This is a genomic window from Burkholderia sp. GW821-FHT14F03 (genome assembly GCF_058803765.1).
Genome location: NZ_JBXAPG010000037.1, coordinates 1 through 21,905, shown reverse-complemented (window position 1 = coordinate 21,905; position 21,905 = coordinate 1). Strand labels below are relative to the sequence as shown.

General features: G+C 70.5%; 14 protein-coding genes. 2 read left to right on the top strand and 12 right to left on the bottom strand.

Features of this window, described 5'->3' with window-relative positions:
- Positions 1-7 precede the first annotated feature (7 nt).
- The 8 genes from AC1RQF_RS23445 to AC1RQF_RS23410 all read right to left on the bottom strand — a co-directional run bounded on the left by AC1RQF_RS23445 (position 8) and on the right by AC1RQF_RS23410 (position 14,202).
- Complete coding sequence (locus tag AC1RQF_RS23445; protein ID WP_273996940.1) at positions 8-427, bottom strand: acyl carrier protein; 420 nt, start codon at positions 425-427, stop codon at positions 8-10.
- The gene (locus AC1RQF_RS23440; protein ID WP_492873068.1) at positions 424-3,738 is read right to left on the bottom strand and encodes an aminotransferase class III-fold pyridoxal phosphate-dependent enzyme; all 3,315 of its coding nucleotides are present in this window, start codon (positions 3,736-3,738) and stop codon (positions 424-426) included. The genes AC1RQF_RS23445 and AC1RQF_RS23440 overlap by 4 nt, the downstream gene beginning before the upstream one ends.
- Complete coding sequence (locus AC1RQF_RS23435) at positions 3,735-6,773, bottom strand: type I polyketide synthase (protein WP_492873067.1); 3,039 nt, start codon at positions 6,771-6,773, stop codon at positions 3,735-3,737. Before AC1RQF_RS23435 ends, AC1RQF_RS23440 begins: the two co-directional genes overlap by 4 nt.
- Positions 6,770-7,603, bottom strand: coding sequence for a hypothetical protein (locus AC1RQF_RS23430; RefSeq protein WP_492873066.1), 834 nt, complete (start codon positions 7,601-7,603; stop codon positions 6,770-6,772). The genes AC1RQF_RS23435 and AC1RQF_RS23430 overlap by 4 nt, the downstream gene beginning before the upstream one ends.
- Before the next feature lie 75 nt (positions 7,604-7,678).
- Complete coding sequence (locus tag AC1RQF_RS23425) at positions 7,679-8,500, bottom strand: fatty acid desaturase (protein ID WP_273996943.1); 822 nt, start codon at positions 8,498-8,500, stop codon at positions 7,679-7,681.
- A 10-nt stretch (positions 8,501-8,510) separates the two neighbouring features.
- The gene (locus AC1RQF_RS23420) at positions 8,511-12,608 is read right to left on the bottom strand and encodes an AMP-binding protein (protein ID WP_492873065.1); all 4,098 of its coding nucleotides are present in this window, start codon (positions 12,606-12,608) and stop codon (positions 8,511-8,513) included.
- A 135-nt stretch (positions 12,609-12,743) separates the two neighbouring features.
- Positions 12,744-13,172, bottom strand: a complete 429-nt coding sequence (locus tag AC1RQF_RS23415) for a PaaI family thioesterase (protein ID WP_273996945.1) — start codon at positions 13,170-13,172, stop codon at positions 12,744-12,746.
- Between the two features lie 484 nt (positions 13,173-13,656).
- Positions 13,657-14,202, bottom strand: a complete 546-nt coding sequence (locus tag AC1RQF_RS23410) for a hypothetical protein (protein WP_273996946.1) — start codon at positions 14,200-14,202, stop codon at positions 13,657-13,659.
- A gap of 591 nt (positions 14,203-14,793) precedes the next feature.
- On the opposite strand from AC1RQF_RS23410, the gene valS reads away from it, so the two are divergent.
- Positions 14,794-17,349, top strand: coding sequence for a valine--tRNA ligase (gene valS / locus AC1RQF_RS23405; protein ID WP_492873064.1), 2,556 nt, complete (start codon positions 14,794-14,796; stop codon positions 17,347-17,349).
- A 74-nt stretch (positions 17,350-17,423) separates the two neighbouring features.
- Here valS and AC1RQF_RS23400 read toward each other — a convergent pair whose 3' ends face one another.
- Complete coding sequence (locus tag AC1RQF_RS23400) at positions 17,424-18,401, bottom strand: hypothetical protein (RefSeq protein WP_273996949.1); 978 nt, start codon at positions 18,399-18,401, stop codon at positions 17,424-17,426.
- A gap of 363 nt (positions 18,402-18,764) precedes the next feature.
- Positions 18,765-19,583 (bottom strand): AraC family transcriptional regulator, encoded by an 819-nt coding sequence (locus AC1RQF_RS23395; RefSeq protein ID WP_492873063.1) that lies wholly within the window; start codon positions 19,581-19,583, stop codon positions 18,765-18,767.
- 135 nt (positions 19,584-19,718) lie between these two features.
- On the opposite strand from AC1RQF_RS23395, the gene AC1RQF_RS23390 reads away from it, so the two are divergent.
- The gene (locus tag AC1RQF_RS23390) at positions 19,719-20,486 is read left to right on the top strand and encodes an alpha/beta fold hydrolase (protein WP_492873062.1); all 768 of its coding nucleotides are present in this window, start codon (positions 19,719-19,721) and stop codon (positions 20,484-20,486) included.
- A gap of 108 nt (positions 20,487-20,594) precedes the next feature.
- Here AC1RQF_RS23390 and bktB read toward each other — a convergent pair whose 3' ends face one another.
- Together bktB and AC1RQF_RS23380 are read right to left on the bottom strand one after the other, a co-directional pair.
- Positions 20,595-21,782, bottom strand: a complete 1,188-nt coding sequence (gene bktB, locus AC1RQF_RS23385) for a beta-ketothiolase BktB (protein ID WP_492873061.1) — start codon at positions 21,780-21,782, stop codon at positions 20,595-20,597.
- Positions 21,783-21,828: 46 nt separating this feature from the next.
- A partial coding sequence (locus tag AC1RQF_RS23380; RefSeq protein WP_133168007.1) for a 4Fe-4S dicluster domain-containing protein occupies positions 21,829-21,905 on the bottom strand: 77 nt, incomplete at its 5' end.

Here is a 21,905-nt window from a genome sequence, read left to right as displayed (position 1 = left end):
GCCGCGGTCACAGGTCGTACTTGCGCAGCGTGCGCGCGAGCGCCGCATCGAGATCCTCGTCATCGTCCTCGCCGTCCGGCGCGTCGCGCGCGGCGGCAGCCCCTGCCGGCGGCGCGGCCGCCGCCACCCCGAACAGCCGTTCCACCACGAACGCCGCGAGCCGCTCCGGCGTCGGATGATCGAAGAACAAGGTGGTCGGCAGCACGCAGCCGAGCGCCTCGTCGAGATCCTCCTTCAATTCGAGCGCGCGCCGCGAATCGATGCCGAGCGCGGCGAAGCGCGCCTGCGCGTCGAGCGATTCGTGCGGATCGAGCGCGAGCGCCTCGCGCAGCGCGCCGAGCACGTGGTCGACCACGAGCGCGCGCCGCAGCGGCGCGGCCGCGGCCTCGATGCGCCGGCGCAGCGCGAGCGGAGCGGCGGCGCTCATGGCGCAAGCTCCGCCGCGTGCGCCGATTCGTTCTCGATCAGCTTCGCGAACAGGTTGAGCCAGCCGTACACCTCGTCCGCCGCGAACAGCGCGGTGTTGAAATCCAGTTCGATGCGCAAGCCGTCGGGCAACAGGAACAGGTTGAACATCAGGTCGAACTCGATCCAGCGGTTCACCGGCACGACCAGCGCCGGCGTCGTCGCGCCGAATGCCGGCAATTGCGCGAGCGGCTCGACGTTGAACGTGATGTCGACGGGCGTGTCGCGCTCCGGCGCGCCTTCGGCCAGATACAGCGCGCGCAGCTCGTGGTGCGGGAAGCGCGCATGCGACATCACCTGGCTGAACGCCGCGCGCGCCTCGCGCAGCACCGCGTCGAAGCCCGCCCCCTCGCCGCGCGCGGGCAGCAGCGGCGGCAGGTTCACGCAGTTGCCGGCCAGCCCGCGCAGCCGGCTCGTGCGGTTCGCGAACGGCATCCCGACCACCGGCAGGCGGCCCCGGTACACGCGGCCCACGAACCATTGCAGGCACGCGAGCAGCCAGGTGAAGGTGGTGGTGCCGGCCTGCTTGGCCGCGGCCGCGACGGCGACCGAGCGCGCGGCATCGAGCGCGACGCTCGCGCGGCCGCCCGGGCGCGCGGCCGCGTCGCGCGGATGATGCACCGCGCCGGGCGGATGCCGCGCCTGATACGCGGCGATCTCGCGGATCGTCCCGGCCCAGTACGCGCGGTCGGCCGCGTAGCGGTCGCTCGCGCGATAGTCGCGCTCGTGCGCGATCCATTCGGCATACGACGGCGCGGGTTCGACCGGCTCGCCGTTGAAGCGCTGCGCGAAGCCGGCCAGCAGCACATCGAGCCCCCAGCCGTCGCAGACGAGGTGGTGCACCGACACGCACAGCAGCGCGCCGTCCGGAAACACATGCACGCGCGCGCGCAGGTTGTCGCCCGCGTCGACGTCGAGCGGCTCCGCCTGCTCGTGATCCGCGAGCGCGGCCGCGCGCTCGGGCGTGAGCGGCTCCGCATGCTCGACGCGCTCGGTCGGGCGCGGCGGCGCGCCGCCGAAACGCTGCACGCCGGCGTCGACGTCGATGCGGCACGCGAGCGCATCGTGCGCGCGCAGCGTCTCGTCGACGGCCGCCGCGAGACGCACGACATCGATCGCCGCGTCGAAGCGGAACGCGAAGCAGATGTGATTCGCGATGCGCCCTTCCGGTCGCGAGCGCTCCAGCGCGAGAAAGCGCTGCTGCGCGTCGGTCAGCGGCACGGAATCGGGTACGGCGGCGGGCGCGGCGGCATCCGGCTTCGCGGCGAGCGGGATCAGGCTGAGCGGCGCGAGCGCCGCGCACACCGCGCGCACGGTCTCGACCAGTTGATCGAGATCCGCGTCGGTGTGCGCGGCCGACACGAAGCAGTTGCGCCCTTCCCAGATGTAGATGCCGTGCGCGAGCAGATGGTGATAGAACAGATCGAGGCTGCCTTCCGACGCGAAGCGGAACAGGGAGCTGAAATGCTCGACCGCGATCGCCGCGCCGGCTTCCGCGAACGCCGCGTTCAGGCGCTCGGCCAGCGACTCGGTGCGTGCGTTCAAGCGCGCGTGGAATTCCGGATCCGTCTGTTCGAGCTGCGCGAAACGTTCGAGCACCGCGAGCGCGGCCGCCATCGTCAACGGATGCTTCGAGAAGGTGCCCGCGAAGAAGATCGTCGGGCGTTCCGGATAGCTGTCGTCGCCGTAGCGCCACCAGCCGCCGTCGATGCCGTCCATGCAGCGCGCGCTGCCCGCGACCACGCCGATCGGCATGCCGCCGCCGACGATCTTGCCGTACGCGCACAGGTCGGCGCGCACGCCGAAGTATTCCTGCGCGCCGCCGCGCGCGCAGCGGAACCCGGAAATCACCTCGTCGAACACCAGCACGATGCCGCGCGCCTGCGTGAGCGCGCGCAGCCGCTTGAGGAACGCGCCCGGCCGCAGCGACGGCGCGCGGCTTTGCACCGGCTCGACCAGCACGACGCCGATCTCCGCGTGGTGCGCGTCGAGGTAGTCGAGCGACGCGTCGTCGCAGTAGTCGAGCACGATCGTGTCCGCGACGAACGAATCGGGCGTGCCGAGGCTGGCCGGCCGGGTCTCGCCATGCGCGCCGCGGCGCGCGAGCACGCCGTCGAAGCTGCCGTGGTACGAATTGCGGAAGATCACGAGCTTGTCGCGGCCCGACGCGAGCCGCGCGAGCCGGATCGCGGTCATCGTCGCCTCGGTGCCGGAATTGCAGAACACCACGCGCTCGTGGCCGGTGAAGCGCGTGATCCATTCGGCCACGCGCCCCGCGAGCGGCGATTGCGGCCCGACCGGCATGCCGACGTCGAGCTGCGCGCGCAGCGCATCGGCAATGAAGGCCGGCCCATGCCCGAACAGGTGAACGCCGAAGCCCATCGTGAAATCGACATAGCGGTTGCCGTCGATGTCGACGACGTGCGCGCCCTCGGCGCGGATCGCCGCGACCGGGTACACGAGTTCCTTCAGCAGCGGCCGGAAGCCGGCCGACACGCGGTTGTCCGAGAGCGGCGAGCGGTAAGCCTGCGCGAGCGCCTTCGAGGCGCTCAGGCGCGCGTCCTGGCAGGCGACGAACGCATCGAGATGCGCGCGCGTGCGCGCATCGTCGCCGCGCCGGTCCGCTTCGAGGCGTGGCGCGAAGGCGCTGAAGCGATCGTCGGCGGCGGAAGCGGGGATGGACGGCGCGGCGGTGGCGGCCGCCTCGGCCGACGCGTGAAGCGGGCCGGATTCGCGCGCAGCGGGGAAGCTCGCGGCGGCTGAGGTCGGCGCGGGCGGCGCGACGGCGGCCGGCCCGCGCTCGGGCATCGTCGGCGCACGCGCCGGCGCGCCGCCGCCCAGCAGCGCGAGCTGTTGCTCCATCAGGTCGAGCTGCCGCCGGAACAGCGCCTCGATCCCCGACGTGTCGGCGACGAGCGGCGCCGCGAGCGCCGGCGCGTCCTCCGCCGCGAACGCCGCAGGCGTCGTCGCGACCGCGGACGCCGCGCCGGGCCGCGCATCGAGCACCGCCTGCCACCGGCCATGCTGATACAGATGCGCGGCGACCCGGGCCACCGTGTTCACGCTCTCGTAGATCTCGCCGATCGACAGCGCGACCCGGTAGCGGCGATTGATGTCCTGCAGCGTCTCCGCGAGGATCAGCGAATCCGCGCCAAGATCGACGAACGGCCGTTCCGGATCGATCCGGTCCGGCGCGAGGCCGAGGCCGTGCGCAAGCTCGCCGACGACATGCGCCGTGATCCGCGCGAGGGCGGACGATGAAACGTCAGTCATTGGAGTGGACTCCCGGGAGGTAAGGAAGCGGCACGTCGCGCGCGCAGCACCGCGAGCTGGCCGCCGATCACGTCGAGCTGGCGCGCGACCAGCGCGTCGTACGCGCCCGCCGGCCGCGTGGTCGCGGACGTGGGTACGGACGTGGGTGTGGACGTGGGTGTGGACGTGGGTGCGGACGTGGGTGTGGACGTAGGTGCGGACGTGGGCGCGGACGTGGGCGCGGACGTGGGCGCGGACGTGGGTACGGACGTGGTCGCGGACGTGGGTGCGGACGTGGGTGCGGACGTGGGTGCGGACGTGGGTGCGGACGTGGTCGCGGACGTGGTCGCGGACGTGGGCGCGGACGTGGGCGCGGACGTGGGCGCGGACGTGGGCGCGGACGTGGTCGCGGACGCCGATGCCCGCGCCGGCGCGGCGGGCGGCGTGTCCCAATACGGCTGCGCATCGAGCCCGCGCGCGGGCAGCCGCGCGGGCGTGTAGTCCGCCGACAGCGCCTCGGGCCGCAGCGTCACCTGTTGCGTGTGCAACTGGCCGAGTGCGTCGAGCAGGCACGCGAAGCCGTCGGCGCCGCGCCGTTGCGTGGCGACCGCGAGCACGCCCGCTGCGCCGTGGTCGCGCGCGATCAATCCGGACAGGACCCGGTCCGGCCCGATCTCGACGAACAGGTCGCAACCGCGCGCCGCGAGCGCCTCGATCCCACGCCGGAATTCCACCGGCGCGACCAGTTGCCGGCTCCAGTAGTCGGAGCCGGGCGGCAGCGCATCGAGCGGCGCGCCGTCCAGGTTCGAGATCACCGGAATCCGCGCGGGCGCCGTCGCGAGGGTGCGCGTGAATGCCGCGAGCCGCGCCGCCGCCGGACCGAGCGCGGGCGAATGGAATGCATGGCGAGCCGACAGCGCGCGACAGGCGAGCCCTTCGGCTTGCGCGTGCGCGGCGAACGCCTCGATCGCCGCGCGCGCGCCGCTGACCGATATCGCACGCGCGCCGTTGATGCCCGCCACGTGAACCGGCCGGCCGCTGCGCGCGATCGCGTCGCGCACCTGCGTCTCCGCGCCGAACACGTTGAGCATCGCGCCTTCGCCGTCCGCCGCCTGCATCAGGCGGCCGCGCGCATGCACGAGCGCCACGGCATCCTCCAGCGTCAGCATCCCGCCCACCGCCTGCGCGACCAGTTCGCCCAGGCTGTGGCCGATCAGCGCCTCCGGCGTCGCACCCGCGTCGAGCAGGCAGTGCGCAAGCGCGTATTCCAGGCAGAACAGCGCAAGCTGCGCGAGATGCGTGTCGTCGAGCAATGCGCGCTCGCCGCGTGCCCCGCCCTGCATCAGGTCCGCGATCTCCCAGCCGCTGCATGCGGCGATATGGGCCGCGCAGGCGTCGTAATGCGCGCGAAACGTCGCATGACGCGCATACAGATCCGCGCCCATGCCCGCGTACTGGCTGCCCTGTCCGGTGAACACGAACGCCAGGCGCGGCGCGCGCGCACGCGCCGCGACGGGCGGCGCGGCATCGAGCTGCCGCACCGCGTCGGCGAGATCGTGCGCGACGAGCGCGCCGCGATGGCCGAGCGGCTCACGATGGCGCGCGAGCGTCGCCGCCGCCCGCGCGAGCGACACCTCGCCCGTGGCGAGCCGCGCCGCGAGCGCACGCGCATCGCCTTCCGCGAGCGCGGCGCTGCGCGACGACAGCAGCAGCAAATGCGGCCCCGGCTCATCGGCGACCGATTGCTCCGCGCGTTCAACGTCGGCGCGCGCCACGATCACGTGCGCGTTCGACCCGCCGAAACCAAACGAACTCACGCCGACGCAGGCGTGCGCGCCCAACGGCGTCGCACGCGCGGCGATCGCGAGCCGCCCTTGCGCGGCGTCGAGCAGCGGGTTGTGCGGCGGCGCGATCGGATGCGGCGGCACCATGCCATGCTCCAGCATCAGCATCGCCTTGATCAATCCGCCCATGCCCGCCGCCGCTTCCATGTGGCCGACGTTGGCCTTCGCGGAGCCGAGGTGCCAGCAGGCGTCCGCGTCCGCCTCCGCCTCGCCCGCGCCGAGCGCGACGCGCACCGCGTCGATCTCGATCGCATCGCCAAGCCGCGTGCCGGTGCCATGCGTCTCGACATAACCGAGATCGGCCGGCCCGAGGCCCGCGCGCGCCAGCGCCGCGCGGATCACCTCGACCTGGCTCAGCCCGTTCGGCGCGGTGATGCCGTTGCTGCGGCCGTCCTGGTTCACCGCGCTCGCGCGGATCGCGCAGCGCGCCCTCGGCGCGAACGCCGGCCGGCGCGTCAGCACCACCACGCCGACGCCTTCCGCGCGCCCATAGCCGTCCGCATCCGCCGCGAAGGTCCGGCAGCGGCCGCTCGGCGACAGCATGCCCGCCTGCGAGAACGCGAGCGTGAGATCCGGCGCCGCGATCAGGTTCACGCCGCCCACCAGCACGAGATCGAGCGCGTCGCGTTCGAGCGCCTGGATCGCGACGTGCAGCGCCGTCAGCGACGACGAGCACGCGGTGTCGATCGTCAGGCTCGGGCCTTTCAGGTTGTAGTAGTACGACAGGCGGTTCGCGAGCAGGCTGTGCGAATTGCCGATGCCGTGGTACGCATCGATCGCCGTCTTGTCGCCGCCGCACAGCGTCATGTAGTCGGTGCTGCCCGCGCCGATGAACACGCCCACCTTCAGTTCGCGCAGCGCCGCGCGCGTGATGCCGGCATCCTCGAACGCATCGTGGGTCACGGTCAGCAGCATGCGCTGCTGCGGATCGAGCCGCGCGGCCTCGCGCGGCGCGATGCTGAAGTAGTCGGCGTCGAAGCCCGCGACGTCGCGCAGATAGCCGCCCTTGAGCGTCGTGACGCGCCCCGCGAGCGCGGGCGCGCGCGCGGCCGCCCACAGGTCCGCGCGCTCCGGGCCGGGCTCGGCGGCCACCACGCGGCCGTCGAGCAGCAGACGCCAGTAAGCGTCGACGTCGTCCGCCCCCGGAAACCGGCACGCCGCGCCGATCAGCCACGCGGCCGGGGCCGCGTCGTGCGTCGGGATGGGCGTCATTGCAGGCGGCGCAGTTCGTGCAGGCGGTCGAACAGCGTCGCCCAGGTGTCGAGCAGCGCCCCCGTGAAACGCCGGATCTCATCGTAGCGCTCGGCCGTCAGCGCCTGGCGCACCACGTACCAGCTGTCCTCCGAATGATCGTCGTCGACGAAATGGCCCGCATCGTCCTCGACGTGCACCGAGTGATAGCCGTTCGGCTCGGCGAGCGCGGGACAGACGCGGATGCTGTTCTTCGCCCACGGGCCGTAGTACGGCATGAACACCGTCTCGATGCAGGCGAGCAGCACCGCGAGCCGCAGATGATCGTTCTGGTTCTCGTCGAGCGTCGCGCGCGTCGCGCGGGCCTCGGGCGACGGCGTGTGCGCGCGCCAGCCGGCTTCGTCGAGCCCGAGCGTGCGCATCGCGTCCGCGAGCAGCCAGTAGTGCGCGAACGACGGATGGCCGAGCGCGCGGCCGTCGCCGCCGTCGAGCTTGAAGCCGATCTCGTCGAGCACGTTGAGCTGCACGAGGAAGCGCGCGGCGAGCTTCGCGCGGTAGCCGAGCGTCGGCTCCAGCTGCGACGCGGTCTGCATCAGCCGCAGCAGCGACTCGCTGAACGCTTCGAGAAAGGCCGCGCGCACTTCGGTGTGCACGAGCTGGATCGCGCGCAGCGTGAATTCCCCGTTCTCCCACGCTTGCAGGATCGGATGACAATGCAGGCGGTGCGCGAGGATGGTATCGCTCACCAGCTCGCGCGTGAATGCTTCGTTGCGGGCCCACAGCGCGGGATCGACGGTGTCGCGGATCAGCTGGCGAGTGGCGGTGCGCGAATCAAGGGCGGTGTCGGACATGTCGGTGGTTCCGTGAGAGTCGGGGGAAATTCCGGCCTCCGGACGTCGGCCCGGAGGAAGGGCGATGGGATCGGGTCAACGCGCCGGCGCGGCACTGACCGGGCGCGCGAACTGCTCGCCCCAGCGCTCGCCCTGCAGCTCGGCGGGCATGCGCGCGGCCAGCTCGGCGTGATACGCGGGCAGTTCGCTCCAGTGCAGCGCCTGGCTCACGTGATGCGCGGCGTGGTAGCCGGCGTTCCAGGTGAGCCAGTTGTAGAAGCGGCCGGTATTGGTGCGCGACGCCGTGAAGTCGTCGCCGAGCGGCAGCCCGCTGTGATGCGCGTAGGCTGAGTACTTGAGCAGGTACAGCATCATCAGCATCGGCACGACGAACACGACGAGCGCCGCGAACGGATCGTGGATGATCAGCGTCGCGAGCAGCGCGATGCTCAGTACGCCGTAGCCGATGAATTTCGCGCGCAGCGACGGCCGGTCGCGGCTGAGCGTGATGCACGACGGGTAGTGCCACAGCATCGTGCGCAGCGAAAACTCGTGGCGCCCCTGCTGCGAGCCGTCCCTGCGCCGCCAGTTCAGCGTATCGAGCGCCGGATTGAAGTAGTGCGTGTGATGGCCGACGATGTGGTTCAGCGTGCTGGAGAACGGCGACGTGCCGACTTCAAGGAACATCATCAGTTCGAGCAGCCGGTTCGGCGCCTGCCGCACGAAGGTCAGGCAGTGGATGTGATTGTGGTTGTACGCGACCACCGAGACCCGCGCCGGCAGCAGCAGGATCGACAGCGCGATCAGCCAAGCACGGTCCCTGACGAAGAAATAGAGCAGCAGCAGCACGGCGAACAGGCCGCTGATCAACAGCGCGGGCCAGACATCGACCGGTTGACGAAACAGCTTGGCAAGCATCGGCATCCCCTCAGGCTTTGGCCTGTCCGTTCGCGAGCGCGGCCTGCGGCGCGCGCGCCGCGAATCCGGACGGCAGCTTGTGATGAATGAAGGCCGCGAGCTGGCGCGGCGTCGGATAGTTCCACAACACGGTCGGATCGAGGTCGAGCGAGAAACGGCTCGACAGCGATTCCGCGAGTTCGGTCGAATCGATCGAGCCCAGGCCGAACATCGCGAATTCCAGGTCGGCGCTCGCTGTCTGCGGCGCGAGCTTGCAGCGCGCCGCGATCCAACCGACGATGAAGTCGCGGATTTCGCCGTGCGCGTCGGCGCCCGCGCGCAGCGCGGCCGGCTGCGGCGCGCGCGGGCGCGCGGCCGTGACGTCGATGCCGAGCGGTGCGGCGCGCAAGCCGTCGTCGCGCCGCGCCGGATGCAGGATCGATGGAGGCGGCGTCGAGTGGGACGCAGGCGAGACCACCGCCGACGCCAGCGACGCGGGCGCATCGGGCGCGAGCAGCGGATCGCACTCGAACGCGGGCTGCGCGGCGCGCCGCCGGTCGACGCCGATCTCGCCGTCGAGCGCCGCGCCGTAGTCGCGCAGCGCATCCACCGACGCCAGCCGGGCAAGCCGCGCGGATGCGCCGTCGAGCGTGCGCCGCGCGGCGTCGAGGCGGGCGTCGAACCACGCGCGCGCGGCCGCGTCGTCGCGCGCCTGCGCCGCACCCGCCGCATACAGCACGAGTTCGGCGAGGTACGCCCCCGTGGCCTGATGCCGCCAGTGCGCATCGCCCGCATCGGCCTCGGCGGCGACGCGCGCCGCCGCGAGCGCCGCGTCGAAGTGGCGCGCGACGGCCGCCTCGTCGCGCAGCCCGGCGGACAGATGCGCGCGCAACGCTTCGGGCGCGCGCGCCGCCGTCGCCCCGAGGAAATGATGCAGGGCCTCGGTCGGCCCCTCGAAGATGCGGAAGATCCGCGCATCGCGGAAGATCTGCGGAATCAGGTTGGTCTCGATGTAGCCGCGCCCGCCGGCCAGTTGCAGGGTCCGGTCGATCGTCACGCCGAGCCATTCCGTCGACAGACACTTGCAGGCGGCCAGCAGCTCGGGCGCCACGCGCGCGCCGGCGTCGACGCGCTCGGCGACGCCGCGCACCAGCCGTTCGAGCGCGCGGATCGCGCGCATCGTCTCGGTCAATACATCGCGCGCGTGCGGATTGGCGAGCAGCGGCCCGGTGGAGATCTCGCGCCGTCCCGCGTAGCGCAGCATCAGCTGGTAGCTGGTCTTCATCGCGCCGACGCACAGCGCGGCGATCGCCAGCCGGCCATAGCACATGGTGTCCTGCGCGACCGCCATGCCGTGATCGGGTTCGCCCAGCACCTGATCCGCTTGAGCGATCACGCCGTCGAGACGGACCGTGTTCTGGATCATGCCGCGCATCCCCATCGTCAGTGCCTCCGGCCCCTGCACGACGCCCGGGCTCGCGGCCGGAATCGCGAAACCGGTGACGCCCGTCACCTGGCCATCCGCGTCGAGCGTCTTGGCGAACACGTGAATGACACCCGCCCACGCGGCCGAGCCGCTCCAGTATTTGGTGCCGTTGATCCGGTAGCGTCCGTCGGGCAGGCGGCGCGCGGTCGCGGCGATCGCGCCCGGATTCGACCCGGCGCCCGGCTCGGTCAGCGCGAACGCGGCCAGCTCGCGGCCGGTCGCGAGCGCGGCGAGATGGCGCGCGCGCGAGGCCGCGCCGCCATGCTCGGCGAGCGGGCGGATGCCGAGCGCATTGTTCAGCCCCACGAACAAGGCGAGCGTCATGTCCTTCGCGCCGAGCACTTCCACGACCCGCGTGAAATCGGTGGTGCCGAACCCGAGGCCGCCCGCCTCGCGCGGCGCGAGCATGCCGAGCAGGCCGCGATTGCCGAAGTCGAGCACGATGTTCGGCGGAATGCAGCGGCGCTCGTCGATCTGCAGGGAATTCACGCAGCGCGGCACGTAGTCGTCGAGCCATTCGATCAGCGCGCGGGCCCGCGGCGACAGCGCGGCTGGCGGCGCTTCGGGCGTGTGCTCCGCATAGGGCGCGGTCGTCGCGGCATGGGCTGCCGAGGCACCGGTCGCGGCCGCACCCACTACCTCGGCACCGGCTGCGGCATCGTCGGCTGTTGCGGCATCGACTGCCGCAGCGTCGGCTATCGAGGCACCAGCCATAGCTGCCTCAAGCACCTCGGCACCGGCTGCCGCACCGTCGACTGTTGCGGCATCGGCTGCCACAGCACCAGTCACCTCGGTATCAACTGCCGCATCGTCGGCTATTGCGTCATCGGCTGCCACAGCGCCGGCCATAACGGCACCAACCACCTCGGCACCGGCTACCGCGACACCGGCCGCCTCATCATCCGTCTCGCGCCACTGCGCGAGCACCGCCAGTTCGCCCGCTGCCAGCCGGCGGCGCATCAAGTCGCGCTGGATCTTGCCGCTGCTCGTCTTGGCAATCTCGCCCGGCTGCACGAAGACGACCCACGCCGCCGCAAGCCCATGACCTTCCCAGATCGCGCGGCGCACGCGCCCGATCTCGGCGCGCATCGCCTCCGGATCGAGCTTCGCGCGATTGAGGCCCTGCACGATCGCGAGGCCGCCGTCCTCCAGCAGGAACGCCGCGCCGCTGTGCGCGCGGTACAGGTCGCCGAGCGCCTGCACCGTGTCCTCGAGATCCTGCGGGTAGTAATTCACGCCGTTGACGATCAGCAGTTCCTTGATGCGCCCCGTGATGTAGAGCCTTCCGTCCCGTACGCAGCCCAGGTCGCCCGTGCGCAGGAAGGGCCCGTCGCCCGTGTCGGCCAGATACGCGCGGAACGTCTCCGCCGTCTCGACGGGCCGCTGCCAATAGCCGCCCGTCACGCCGCGCCCGTTCAGCCAGATCTCGCCGACCACGCCGTCCGGCAACGCCTTCCACGTGACGGGATCCACGATCCGCGCATCGAGTTCCGCGGGCGTGGCGTACACGCTCACGAGCGAGGCGAGCGCCTCGCCCGCGTCCGCATCGCCCGCCGGCACGATCCGGTTCGCGCCGAGCGGCGCGCGCGCGACGGACAGCACCGCCTGCGCGTCCGCATGCCCGCCCGACACGTAGAGCGTCGCCTCGGCGAGCCCGTAGCACGGGAAATGCGCATCCGCGCGGAATCCGGCCGGCGCGAAACGCGCGCTGAAGCGTGCGAGCGTCGACGCCTTGACCGGCTCCGAACCGTTGAACGCGACGCGCCAGCTGCCCAGGTCGAGTTCGGCCCGCTCGGCATCGTCGATCTTGTCGACGCACAGATCGAATGCGAAGTTCGGCCCGCCCGCGATGGTCCCCGCATAGCGCGAGATCGCGAGCAGCCAGCTCGACGGATTGCGCAGGAAGCTGAACGGCGACATCAGCACCGCATGCGCGCCGACCGACAGCGCCTGCAGGATCATGCCGATGAGCCCCATGTCGTGATAGAACGGCAGCCAGCTGACGATCACGGCATCGCCGTCGCAGCGCATCGCCCGCGCCTGCTGACGCGCATTGAGCAGGATGTTCCCGTGCGACACCATCACGCCCTTCGGCGTGCCGGTCGACCCCGACGTGTATTGCAGGAACGCGAGCGAGGCGGACTCCAGCGGCGGCATGTCGTCGTCGCTCGCGCGCATCGGCGACGGCCCGGGCGCGCCCGTCAGCACGCTGCATCCGGCTTCGAGCCCGAGCTGGGCGCGCAACGCATCGCCGTGCCGCGCGATCGTTTTCGCATCCACGATCAACGCGGACGGACGACAGTTCCCGATCACCGCCGCGAGCTTGTCCCAGTCGCGCTGCGTCGACGGCGGATACATCGGCACCGCGACCGCGCCCGCCGCCAGGCAGCCGAGAAAGTCGACGATGTAATCGAGCCCCGACGGCTGCATGAGCATCACGCGCCGGCCTGCCAGCCCGCGCGCGCGCACGTCGGTCGCGCGTGCATCGACCGCCGCGCCGAGTTCGCCGAAGGTCATGCCGCGCTCGAACTGCGCGCGCTCCTTGAGGAAGGTGTAGGCCGGCCGGTCCGGACGCGTCGCGGCCCAATGGCGCAGGCGCTCGATGATGGTCCGATGCGGCGGCGTCACGGATTCGTCATCCATTAGTTATCCGAATTTAAATGAAAAGTCATGGAAAGCCCAATGCATGTCTGCGCCGCTGAAGGCGCGCGCATCGATCCGCTCGGAAAAAAACCGCCCCGCCCGTGAGGCAGACTCAATGAGTCCGCGGCAACGGACTCAGATCGGTAGGTCGCTGAGAATCGAGAAGGATGCGGTGCCTGTCGCGACCAGTTCGCCGTCGGCCGATTTCAGGCTCATCTCGGCCACCGCGAGCTTGCCGCCGCCCCGCACGAGGCGGGCCGTCGCGACGAGATCCTGGTGTCTCGCCGCCTGCAGCATCCGGACGTGCAGATCCGCCGTCACGACGAGCTTGCGACACTGCGCGGCCACGGTGAACCAGCCCGCGCTGTCGAGCATCGCCGCGAATACGCCGCCATGCGTGTCGTTCATACCGTGATCGAAATCCGGCCGGCGCGCCATCGAAATGGTCGCATGGCCCTCTTCGTCGAATGCGATGCGCAATCCCATCGTCTTTGAAATAGGCGCCGCTTTGAATGATTTCTCGAGGAAAACCATGACATCCTGCGCAGACATCCCTTCCTCCATCTCTCGCTTTTTTTGGCCGATTCAGCGCTTGCGCGCCAATGGAACCGATTTAGTTATGCGACTCGTCGATTTCAGGATCGCTGGCCGCCGGACGCGCCGCGCAATACCTGCGCGGACGTCCGCCAAGACACCATGGCGCCGGCCGGTGCGCCGCGCAAAGCACGGCCCGCCAGCCTGGGGGCTCGATCCGTCTCCTCGGTAATGAAACCGCCGGTCGTCGAAACAGCGTGCTTGAGACTAGGACAAATTGTTGAACTTTGCAAACCAAAACACGGCTTCCTTCACACTTCGGAGCCGTTGATCGTTATGCAACATCGACGCCGGCCTTTTACCGCGCGGCTTTCAATTCGTGAGCCATTTACAGAGGAACCATTCAAATAGCCACTCACCTTTTCGATTTACTGCACAGGATTTTCTTTGAGAACGAATTTGATATGTCTCGCATTATTTCCGGTCGGCCGGATTACGCTCGATGATCGCTTTATCAAAGTTGCCCGGGATTCGGACACGCTTCACTGAGATCGCACGACGACGTCCTTTCCGCCTCGCTTCCTTTCTCGCTGCTTCGATTGCACGACTGCGACCTTGCGCACTGAAGCACCGCGATCGCGGCCCCTGACGTAACGTCGAATACGCCCGACGATCCGCGTCCGCCGGCCTGCATGGCGGGAATCGATGCGAGCACGAATTCCGGCCGCGCGGCCGGCTTCGCGGTGACGGACAACACGTTCTCGCGCATCCGGTATCCGGCTTCCATGCGCTCGCGCAACGTGTGCCCGTTCCACGTCGGGCGCAACGTGCTCACCTCGATCGGCTGCACCACGCTCGACATGCCGCACGCGGCCCGCTGCACGGCGAACGCGCTCGACGGCCGGTCGGCGACCGCGTCGGGTTGCGTCGCGAGCGTGAGCCTCGGCATCACCGATGCAAAGGCCTCGCGCATGCCGCTCGGCAGCCGCGCGCTGACGACGCCGGAGACGGTGCGGCGCGCGGGATCGATCGCCGCGCGCTTCGGATTCCGGCTGGACAACCCGCGTGGCGGTATGCCTCATGCGAGAGATCCGCGTGCGCATCCTGCGGAACCGTGCGCAATAGTTGGACCGCCCCTCCGGCAAACGCGCTCGCACACGGCCTCCGCCTCGGCCCTCGCGTCATTCGGAACGCGCACCGCGCGGTGCGCCGCATGCATTGCGAAACGCGCGCCAATCCGTTATAAAGGTCTGTCCGGCCAACAGCCGGCCACCTCGTTTTCTTCCCCCCGACCTCCGGAGGATGCTATGTCACCGTTAAACGTAACGGCGCGCTGAACAGCGCCAACCTCATCCGACCGCTCGCCCGCTTCCTCGTCCGCTTCCTCGCGCGCTGCACGCGTCATTCCCGCCTGCCTTCCCGGCTTCGCCACACGGCCCCCGATCCGCTGTTCGTCATGTCTTTCCCGCGCTGGCGCTTCCCGCCCCCGCGCGCCGCGACGCTCGTCCACGTCAGCCGCTGAGCCATCCGCTCCGCCGCGCGCCGGGTCTTCCCCGACGCACGCCGCCGTTCGACCGGCCCGTTCCGCCCGCACCCGCTGCGCGGCGAAGGCCCCCGGCCGTCCATTCCTTCCGCCCATGACGAATCCAGCATGACCGACCGAACCGATACCGCCCACGCCGCCTCACCGCCCCGCCTCGAAGGCATCGAGGACAAATGGGCCCGCCACTGGGACGCGCAGCAGACCTATGCATTCGATCGAAGCGCACCGCGCGACGCGATCTATTCGATCGACACCCCGCCGCCGACCGTGTCCGGCTCGCTGCACGTCGGCCACGTGTTCAGCTTCACGCACGCCGACATCGTCGCGCGCTTCCAGCGCATGAACGGCCGCGCCGTGTTCTATCCGATGGGGTGGGACGACAATGGCCTGCCGACCGAGCGCCGCGTCGAGCAGTACTTCGGCGTCGTGTGCGACCCGGCCATCCCCTACGATCCCGCCTACCAGCCGCCGGCCGCGCCGGCCGCGCAGCGCGGCCGGTTCGCGCGCATCAGCCGCCGCAACTTCGTCGCGCTGTGCCATCAGCTCACCGCGCACGACGAGCAGGCCTTCCGCGCGTTGTTCGTGCGGCTCGGGCTGTCGGTCGACTGGCGGCTCGCCTACACGACGATCGGCACGCGCGCGCAGCGCGCCAGCCAGCGTGCGCTGCTGCGGAACGCCCGGCGCGGCGAACTGTACAACCAGGAAGCGCCGTGCCTGTGGGACGTCACATTCCGCACGGCCGTCGCGCAGGCCGAACTGGAGGAACGCGAAGTCAGCGGCGCGTATCACGACCTGCGCTTCGCAGACGACGCCGGCCGCGAGATCGTGGTCGCGACCACCCGCCCGGAGCTGCTGCCCGCCTGTGTCGCGCTCGTCGCGCATCCCGACGATGCGCGCTACCAGGCGCTGCTCGGCAGGCAGGCGCGCTGCCCGCTGTTCGGCCTGAACGTGCCGATCCTCGCGCACCCGCTCGCCGATCCCGCCAAGGGCAGCGGCATCGCGATGGCCTGCACGTTCGGCGACCTCACCGACGTGATCTGGTGGCGCGAACTCGATCTGCCGACGCGCGCGGTGCTCGATCAGGACGGTCGCCTGAGACGCGATACGCCCGCCTGGATCGACACCCCCGACGGCGCGGCCCACTACGCGCGGCTCGGCGGCCACACGGCCGCCGACGCGCGCCGCCGGATCGCCGACGCGCTCGCCGAGGCCGGCGCGCTGGCGTGCGCGCCGCGTCCGGTCACGCACGCCGTGAAGTTCTTCGAGAAAGGCGACCGGCCGCTGGAGATCATCGCGACGCGCCAATGGTATCTGCGCAACGGCGGCCGCGATCCCTCGCTGCGCGCCGCGCTGCGCGCACGCGGCGACGCGTTGCAGTGGCATCCCGGCTTCATGGGCCAGCGCTACGCGCATTGGGTCGACGGGCTCAACGGCGACTGGCTGATCAGCCGCCAGCGCGTGTTCGGCGTGCCGCTGCCGTTCTGGTATCCGCTCGACGCGACGGGCGCGCCCGACTACGACGCACCGCTCCACGCGGACGAAGCCGCGCTGCCGATCGATCCGCGCTCGCACGTGCCGCCCGGCTATCGGGAAGCCCAGCGCGGCCAGCCGAACGGCTTCGTCGGCGAGACCGACGTGATGGACACCTGGGCCACCAGCTCGCTCACGCCGCAGATCGCGGCCGGCTGGGAAGAACCGGACGGCTGCTTCGAGCAGGTGTTCCCGATGGACCTGCGGCCGCAGGCGCACGACATCATCCGCACCTGGCTGTTCGGCACGACCGTCCGCGCCCATCTCGAACACGGCCGGCTGCCGTGGCGGCATGCGATGCTGTCGGGCTGGATCCTCGACCCCGATCGCAAGAAGATGTCCAAATCGAAGGGCAACGTGGTCACGCCCGCCGCGCTGCTCGAACGCTACGGCTCGGACGGCGTGCGCTACTGGGCCGCGCTCGGCCGCCCGGGCGCCGACGCGGCGTTCGACGAGACGCAGATGCGCAACGGCCGGCGGCTCGCGCTGAAGCTGCTCAACGTGTCGACTTTCGTGCTCGGCTTCGACGCGAGCGGGCCGCACGCCGTGAGCGCCGCGCTGGATCGCGCGATGCTCGCGCGGATCGCCGCCTGCGCCGAGCAGGCGGGTACGGCGCTGGCATCGCTCGATTATGCGAAGGCGCTCGCGCAGATCGAGGCGGACTTCTGGTGGTATTGCGACGATTACGTGGAACTGGTGAAGGCGCGCGCGCATCGCGCCGACGCGGCGGGCGCATCCGCGCGTCACGCGCTGCGCGCCTCGCTGTCGATCATCCAGCGGTTGTTCGCCCCGTACCTGCCGTTCGTCGCGGAGGAAGTCTGGTCGCGCTGGCAGGCCGGCTCGATCCATCGCGCGGCATGGCCCGACGGCGCGGCTGCGCGCGCGCTCGCGGGCGCGTCCGCGAGCGCCGCCGCGACGTACGCGGCGACCGATGTGCTGCGGGCGATCCGCAAGGCCAAGTCCGATGCGAAGGTGTCGATGAAGGCCGAGGTTGCGTGCGCCTCGGTGGGCGACAGCGCACCGCGCCTCGCGCTGATCGAGGCCGTCCGCGACGACCTCGTCGCCGCCGGCCGGCTCGCGCAGCTGGCGCTGGCGCAATCGGATGCGTTCCGCGTCGACGTGACGCTCGTGTAGCGTGGATCAGCGCAGGTTCGCGGCCCGGGCGCGCCGTCGGCGTCCGGGCCGCGTCGCGGTGAGGCGAAGCGGGGCTAGAAACGATCGAGCACGTCGAACACCTTGTCGGCGGTGCGCTTCGCGTCCGCCGACAAGCCGCTGTCCTTCACCGCCTGCTTGGCCACTTCGCCGCCGATGTCCTTGATCGCGCTGATCGCCGCCGACACCGGATTGAAGCGCCCCTTGGTGATGACGTCGATCAGCGTCTTGCCGATGCCCTTCACGATCGCGCCGAGATACTTGCCGACCTGCTCGAAGCCCCATTGCAGGTTGTCCTTGTTGGTGCCGTCGAGGCGGACATGGGTGTCGCTCGTCTGATCGAGCTGGTGCCCCTTGCCCTGGATTTCCTGCGCATAGGACCAGCCGTTCTTGCAGATGTCCTGCAGCATGCCGGCTTCCGTGCCGTGGCGCGCGTCGCCGTCCTTGGTGAAGCCGTCGATCTTGCCGTTGCCGAGCTGCGAATCGGAACGCACGCCGCCCTCGCGGTTGTTCGAACTCTTCACGTAGGTGAGCATGGCCGCCGCGCGGTATGCCTGATCGGGATCGCTGTCCATGTGGCCGCCGACCAGCTGGTTGAGCTTGTCGCGAATGCCGCTCTGGTTGCCGAGCTGCTTGAGCAGCGGGTTGTCCTTGATGATCTGCTCCGCGCTGCGCGCGTCGCCGGGAGGACGCGAGGTGTTCGCGTCGGGCGGCGCGGATGCGAAGCGCGCCATCGACGGGTCCGGCGACGCCGGGCAACGCTGCTCGGGCGGCGGCGCGGCGGGAGCCTGCGCGAATTTCCCGGTCGGCTTGAAATTGAACGAGGCATCCCCGCCGCCGTCCGGCCCGCTATCGCTCGGGAGCGCTTGATTCGAATCGCCGTCGACCTTGAACAGCTCGATCGACTCCTTCAGGATCCGGCGCAGCGCGTCGGACGATTCGGCTTCCGCGTCCTGCGACGGCTTGAATGCGTGGGCCGGCACGATCGGCATGTCGAATACATTGCCGGGATCGCCATTGATTCTGCTCGCCATGAGGTAGTCCTCCGACTGGAATGTCCGTGCATGAAGCCGACTGCCCGTGCGCGGCAGGCGATCGGTTTCGCGCAAAGCATCTTGCTCTGCGGCGATGTGGGAGCGCGAAGGAGGAAGCGAAGCTATGTCGATGCATGCGAAGCGAATGGAGCGCGCGCGTGAGATGCGTGGCTACGCCTCATGACAATCGATGGGCTCATCCCGAGCTTGGCCGTCGCTCGATCGAGCGTGCAATAGCGTGGCCCGGTTCGCCTATCGGGACGACATCAGCATGCCGCTTCGGCTCGACGTGGACGCCTGGAATTCATTCGCGCGGGCCGACGGCGGTGAGCGGTATCGCTGAAGGCAGCCGGCGGAATCGACTCAACCGGCATCGAGCGGCTCGGCCGGGTTCGATGTCGCCGCCCCCCGCCCCGCCACATACCGGCTCGGCGCGTCCCCCAGCACCCCGCGAAACGCCGACGCGAACGCACTCGGGCTCGCATACCCCAGATCGAGCGCGACCCGCGTGACCGGCTGCCCCTCGCCCAGCCGCGCCACGGCGGCGAGCAAACACACCTGCTGCCGCCACGCCGCGAAGCTCACTCCCGTCTGCGCACGAAAGAGCCGCGTGAAAGTACGCCGGCTCATCCCCGCCTCGGCCGCCACGCCGTCGAGATCGCGCGTGATCGACGGCGCGTCGAACACGCGCCGGCATACCCTCGCGAGACGCGGATCGGCGGGCAGCGGCGCATGCAGCGACAGGCGCGGCATCGACGCGATTTCCGCGACCAGCAGCCCCATCAGCATGCCGTCCCGCCCATCGCGCGCATACAGCGGCGGCACATCGACCGCCTCCGCGAGCAACTGCCCGAGCAGCGCCGACACCCCATACACGCCGCACTGATCGGGCAAGCCCGCCGCGTCGGCCGCCGCCTGTGCGATGAAGGTATTGAGCATCGTGACCGGCCCGCTCATCGTCATGTCGTGCGCGACGCCGGCGGGCACCCAGCAGGCGCGTTGCGGCGGGACGAGCCAACGCCCCCGCGGCGTCGCCACGCTGATCGCGCCGCGCGCGGCGAACGCGAACTGCCCGCGCCGGTGCGCATGCATGGGAAAGGTCTCGCCCGGCGCGTAGTCGTTGGCGGTCACCACCACGTCGCGCGGGAGATCTTCGTAGGGATCGAGCAGCGTATCTCTCATGGCCCGGATTCTATAGTGATTGACCCGCCAACGCAGGCGGGCCAGCACTGCCCGACGCACAATCCGTCGTCGATCCGGGGCCGCTCGCGCCGCCCGTCGGATTGCAACCCCCTCTCTTTCGATTCCGGAGTCGACATGCCCAATACGTTTCATCGCGTGGGAAGCGGTCCCCACGCCGTCCTCGTGCTGCACGGCTGGTTCGGCGATGCGCACGCGTTCGAGCCGATCGAGCCCTGGCTCTCGACCGACGCGTTCAGCTACGTCTTCATGGACAACCGCGGTTACGGCGGGATGCGCGCCGCGCCCGGCGCGTACACGATCGACGAAGTCGCCACCGATGCGCTCGCGCTCGCGGATGCGCTCGGCTGCCCGCGCTTCAGTCTCGTCGGTCATTCGATGGGCGCGATGGCGGCGGAGCGCATCGCCGCGCGCGCGCCCGAGCGGGTGCGCGCGCTGGCGCCGATCACGCCGGTGCCATGCGGCGGGATCGCCTTCGATCCCGACCATCGCGCGTGGCTCGACGCCGCCGCCGCGTCGCCGGCGCGACGCCGGGACATCATCGCCCGCAGCACGGGGCAGCGCCTGCCGGCCGCGTGGGTGACGTGGAAGGCGGCGTACTCGTTGGAGCGCGCCGCGCCGGAGGCCTTCGCCGCCTACTTCGCCGCGTGGGCCGATACCGATTTCAGCGACGAACTCGACCGACGGCATCCAATGAAGGTGCTGGTCGGCGCGCACGACGCGATGTTCAACGCGGCGCTGATGGAGCGGACCTATCTGCGGCGCTATCCGCTCGCCACGCTGGAGGTGCTGGACAACGCCGGCCACTACCCGATGAACGAAACACCGCTCGCGTTGGCGGCGACGCTCGAATCGTTCCTGCGAACCTGCGCGCTGCCGGCTTGATGCACGCGCGATGAAGCGCCGGATGCAAAACGGGCCGGCGCAACCCACGCGCCGGCCCGTTCCTCGTCGCACCGCGCGGCCATGCCTCCGCGCGGCCGGTTATTTTCTTCAGCCGAGGTTCTCGAAAATAGCCGCGATGCCCTGCCCGCCGCCGATGCACATCGTGACGAGCGCATAGCGCCCGCCCACGCGTTGCAGCTCATGCAGCGCCTTCACGGTGATCATCGCGCCGGTCGCGCCGATCGGGTGACCGAGCGAGATGCCCGAGCCGTTCGGGTTCACCTTCGCCGCATCGAAGCCCAGCTCCTGCGACACCGCGCAGGCCTGCGCCGCGAAGGCCTCGTTGGCTTCGATCACGTCGAGATCCTCGACGCGCAGCCCGGCGCGCTGCAGCGCCGTGCGCGTCGCCGGCACGGGGCCGATGCCCATGTATTGCGGATCGACGCCCGCGTGCGCATACGCGACGAGCCGCGCCATCGGCTTGAGCCCGCGCTGTTCCGCCGCCTCGCGCGACATCAGCAGCACCGCCGCCGCGCCGTCGTTGATGCCCGAGGCATTGCCGGCCGTCACCGTGCCGCCGTCTTTCGCGAACACCGTCTTGAGCTTCGCGAAGTCCTCGGGCACCGCGTCGGTGCGCACGTGCTCGTCGGTATCGAACACGACTTCACGCCCCTTGACGGTGCGCGCGACCGGCACGATCTGGGCCTTGAAGCGGCCCTCGGCGATCGCGTGCGCGGCGCGCCGATGCGATTCGAGCGAGAGCGCGTCCTGCTGCTCGCGCGTGATCCCGAACCTGCGCGCGACGTTCTCCGCCGTCACGCCCATCGGCACGGTGTGAAACGGATCGCTGAGCGCGCCCTGCATCATGTCGACCAGTCGGATATCGCCCATCCGCGCACCGAAGCGCGCCTCGGACACGATATGCGGCGCGCGGGTCATGTTTTCCGCGCCGCCGCCGATCGCGGCTTCCGCGTCGCCGAGCAGGATCGTCTGCGCGGCCGACACGATCGCCTGCAAGCCCGAGCCGCACAGGCGGTTCACGTTGAACGCCGGGGTCGTCTCCGGAATGCCCGCGTCGATCGCGGCGACGCGCGACAGATAGAGATCCTTCGGTTCGGTCGCGAGCACGTTGCCGAACACCACGTGGCCGACGTCCTCGCCCTTCACGCCCGTGCGCGCGAGCACCTCGCGCACCACGAGCGCCCCCAGTTCGGTCGGCGCGAAGTCCTTCAGGCTGCCGCCGAACTTGCCGATGGCGGTCCGCACGCCGCCCACTACCACGACTTCCTTGCTCATGTCCGTTCCTTATCGAAGTGGCCGCGCCAACGCGCGCCGGTTTGACTTACATGTTCGGATAATTCGGTCCGCCGCCGCCCTCGGGGGTGACCCAGACGATGTTCTGGGTCGGGTCCTTGATGT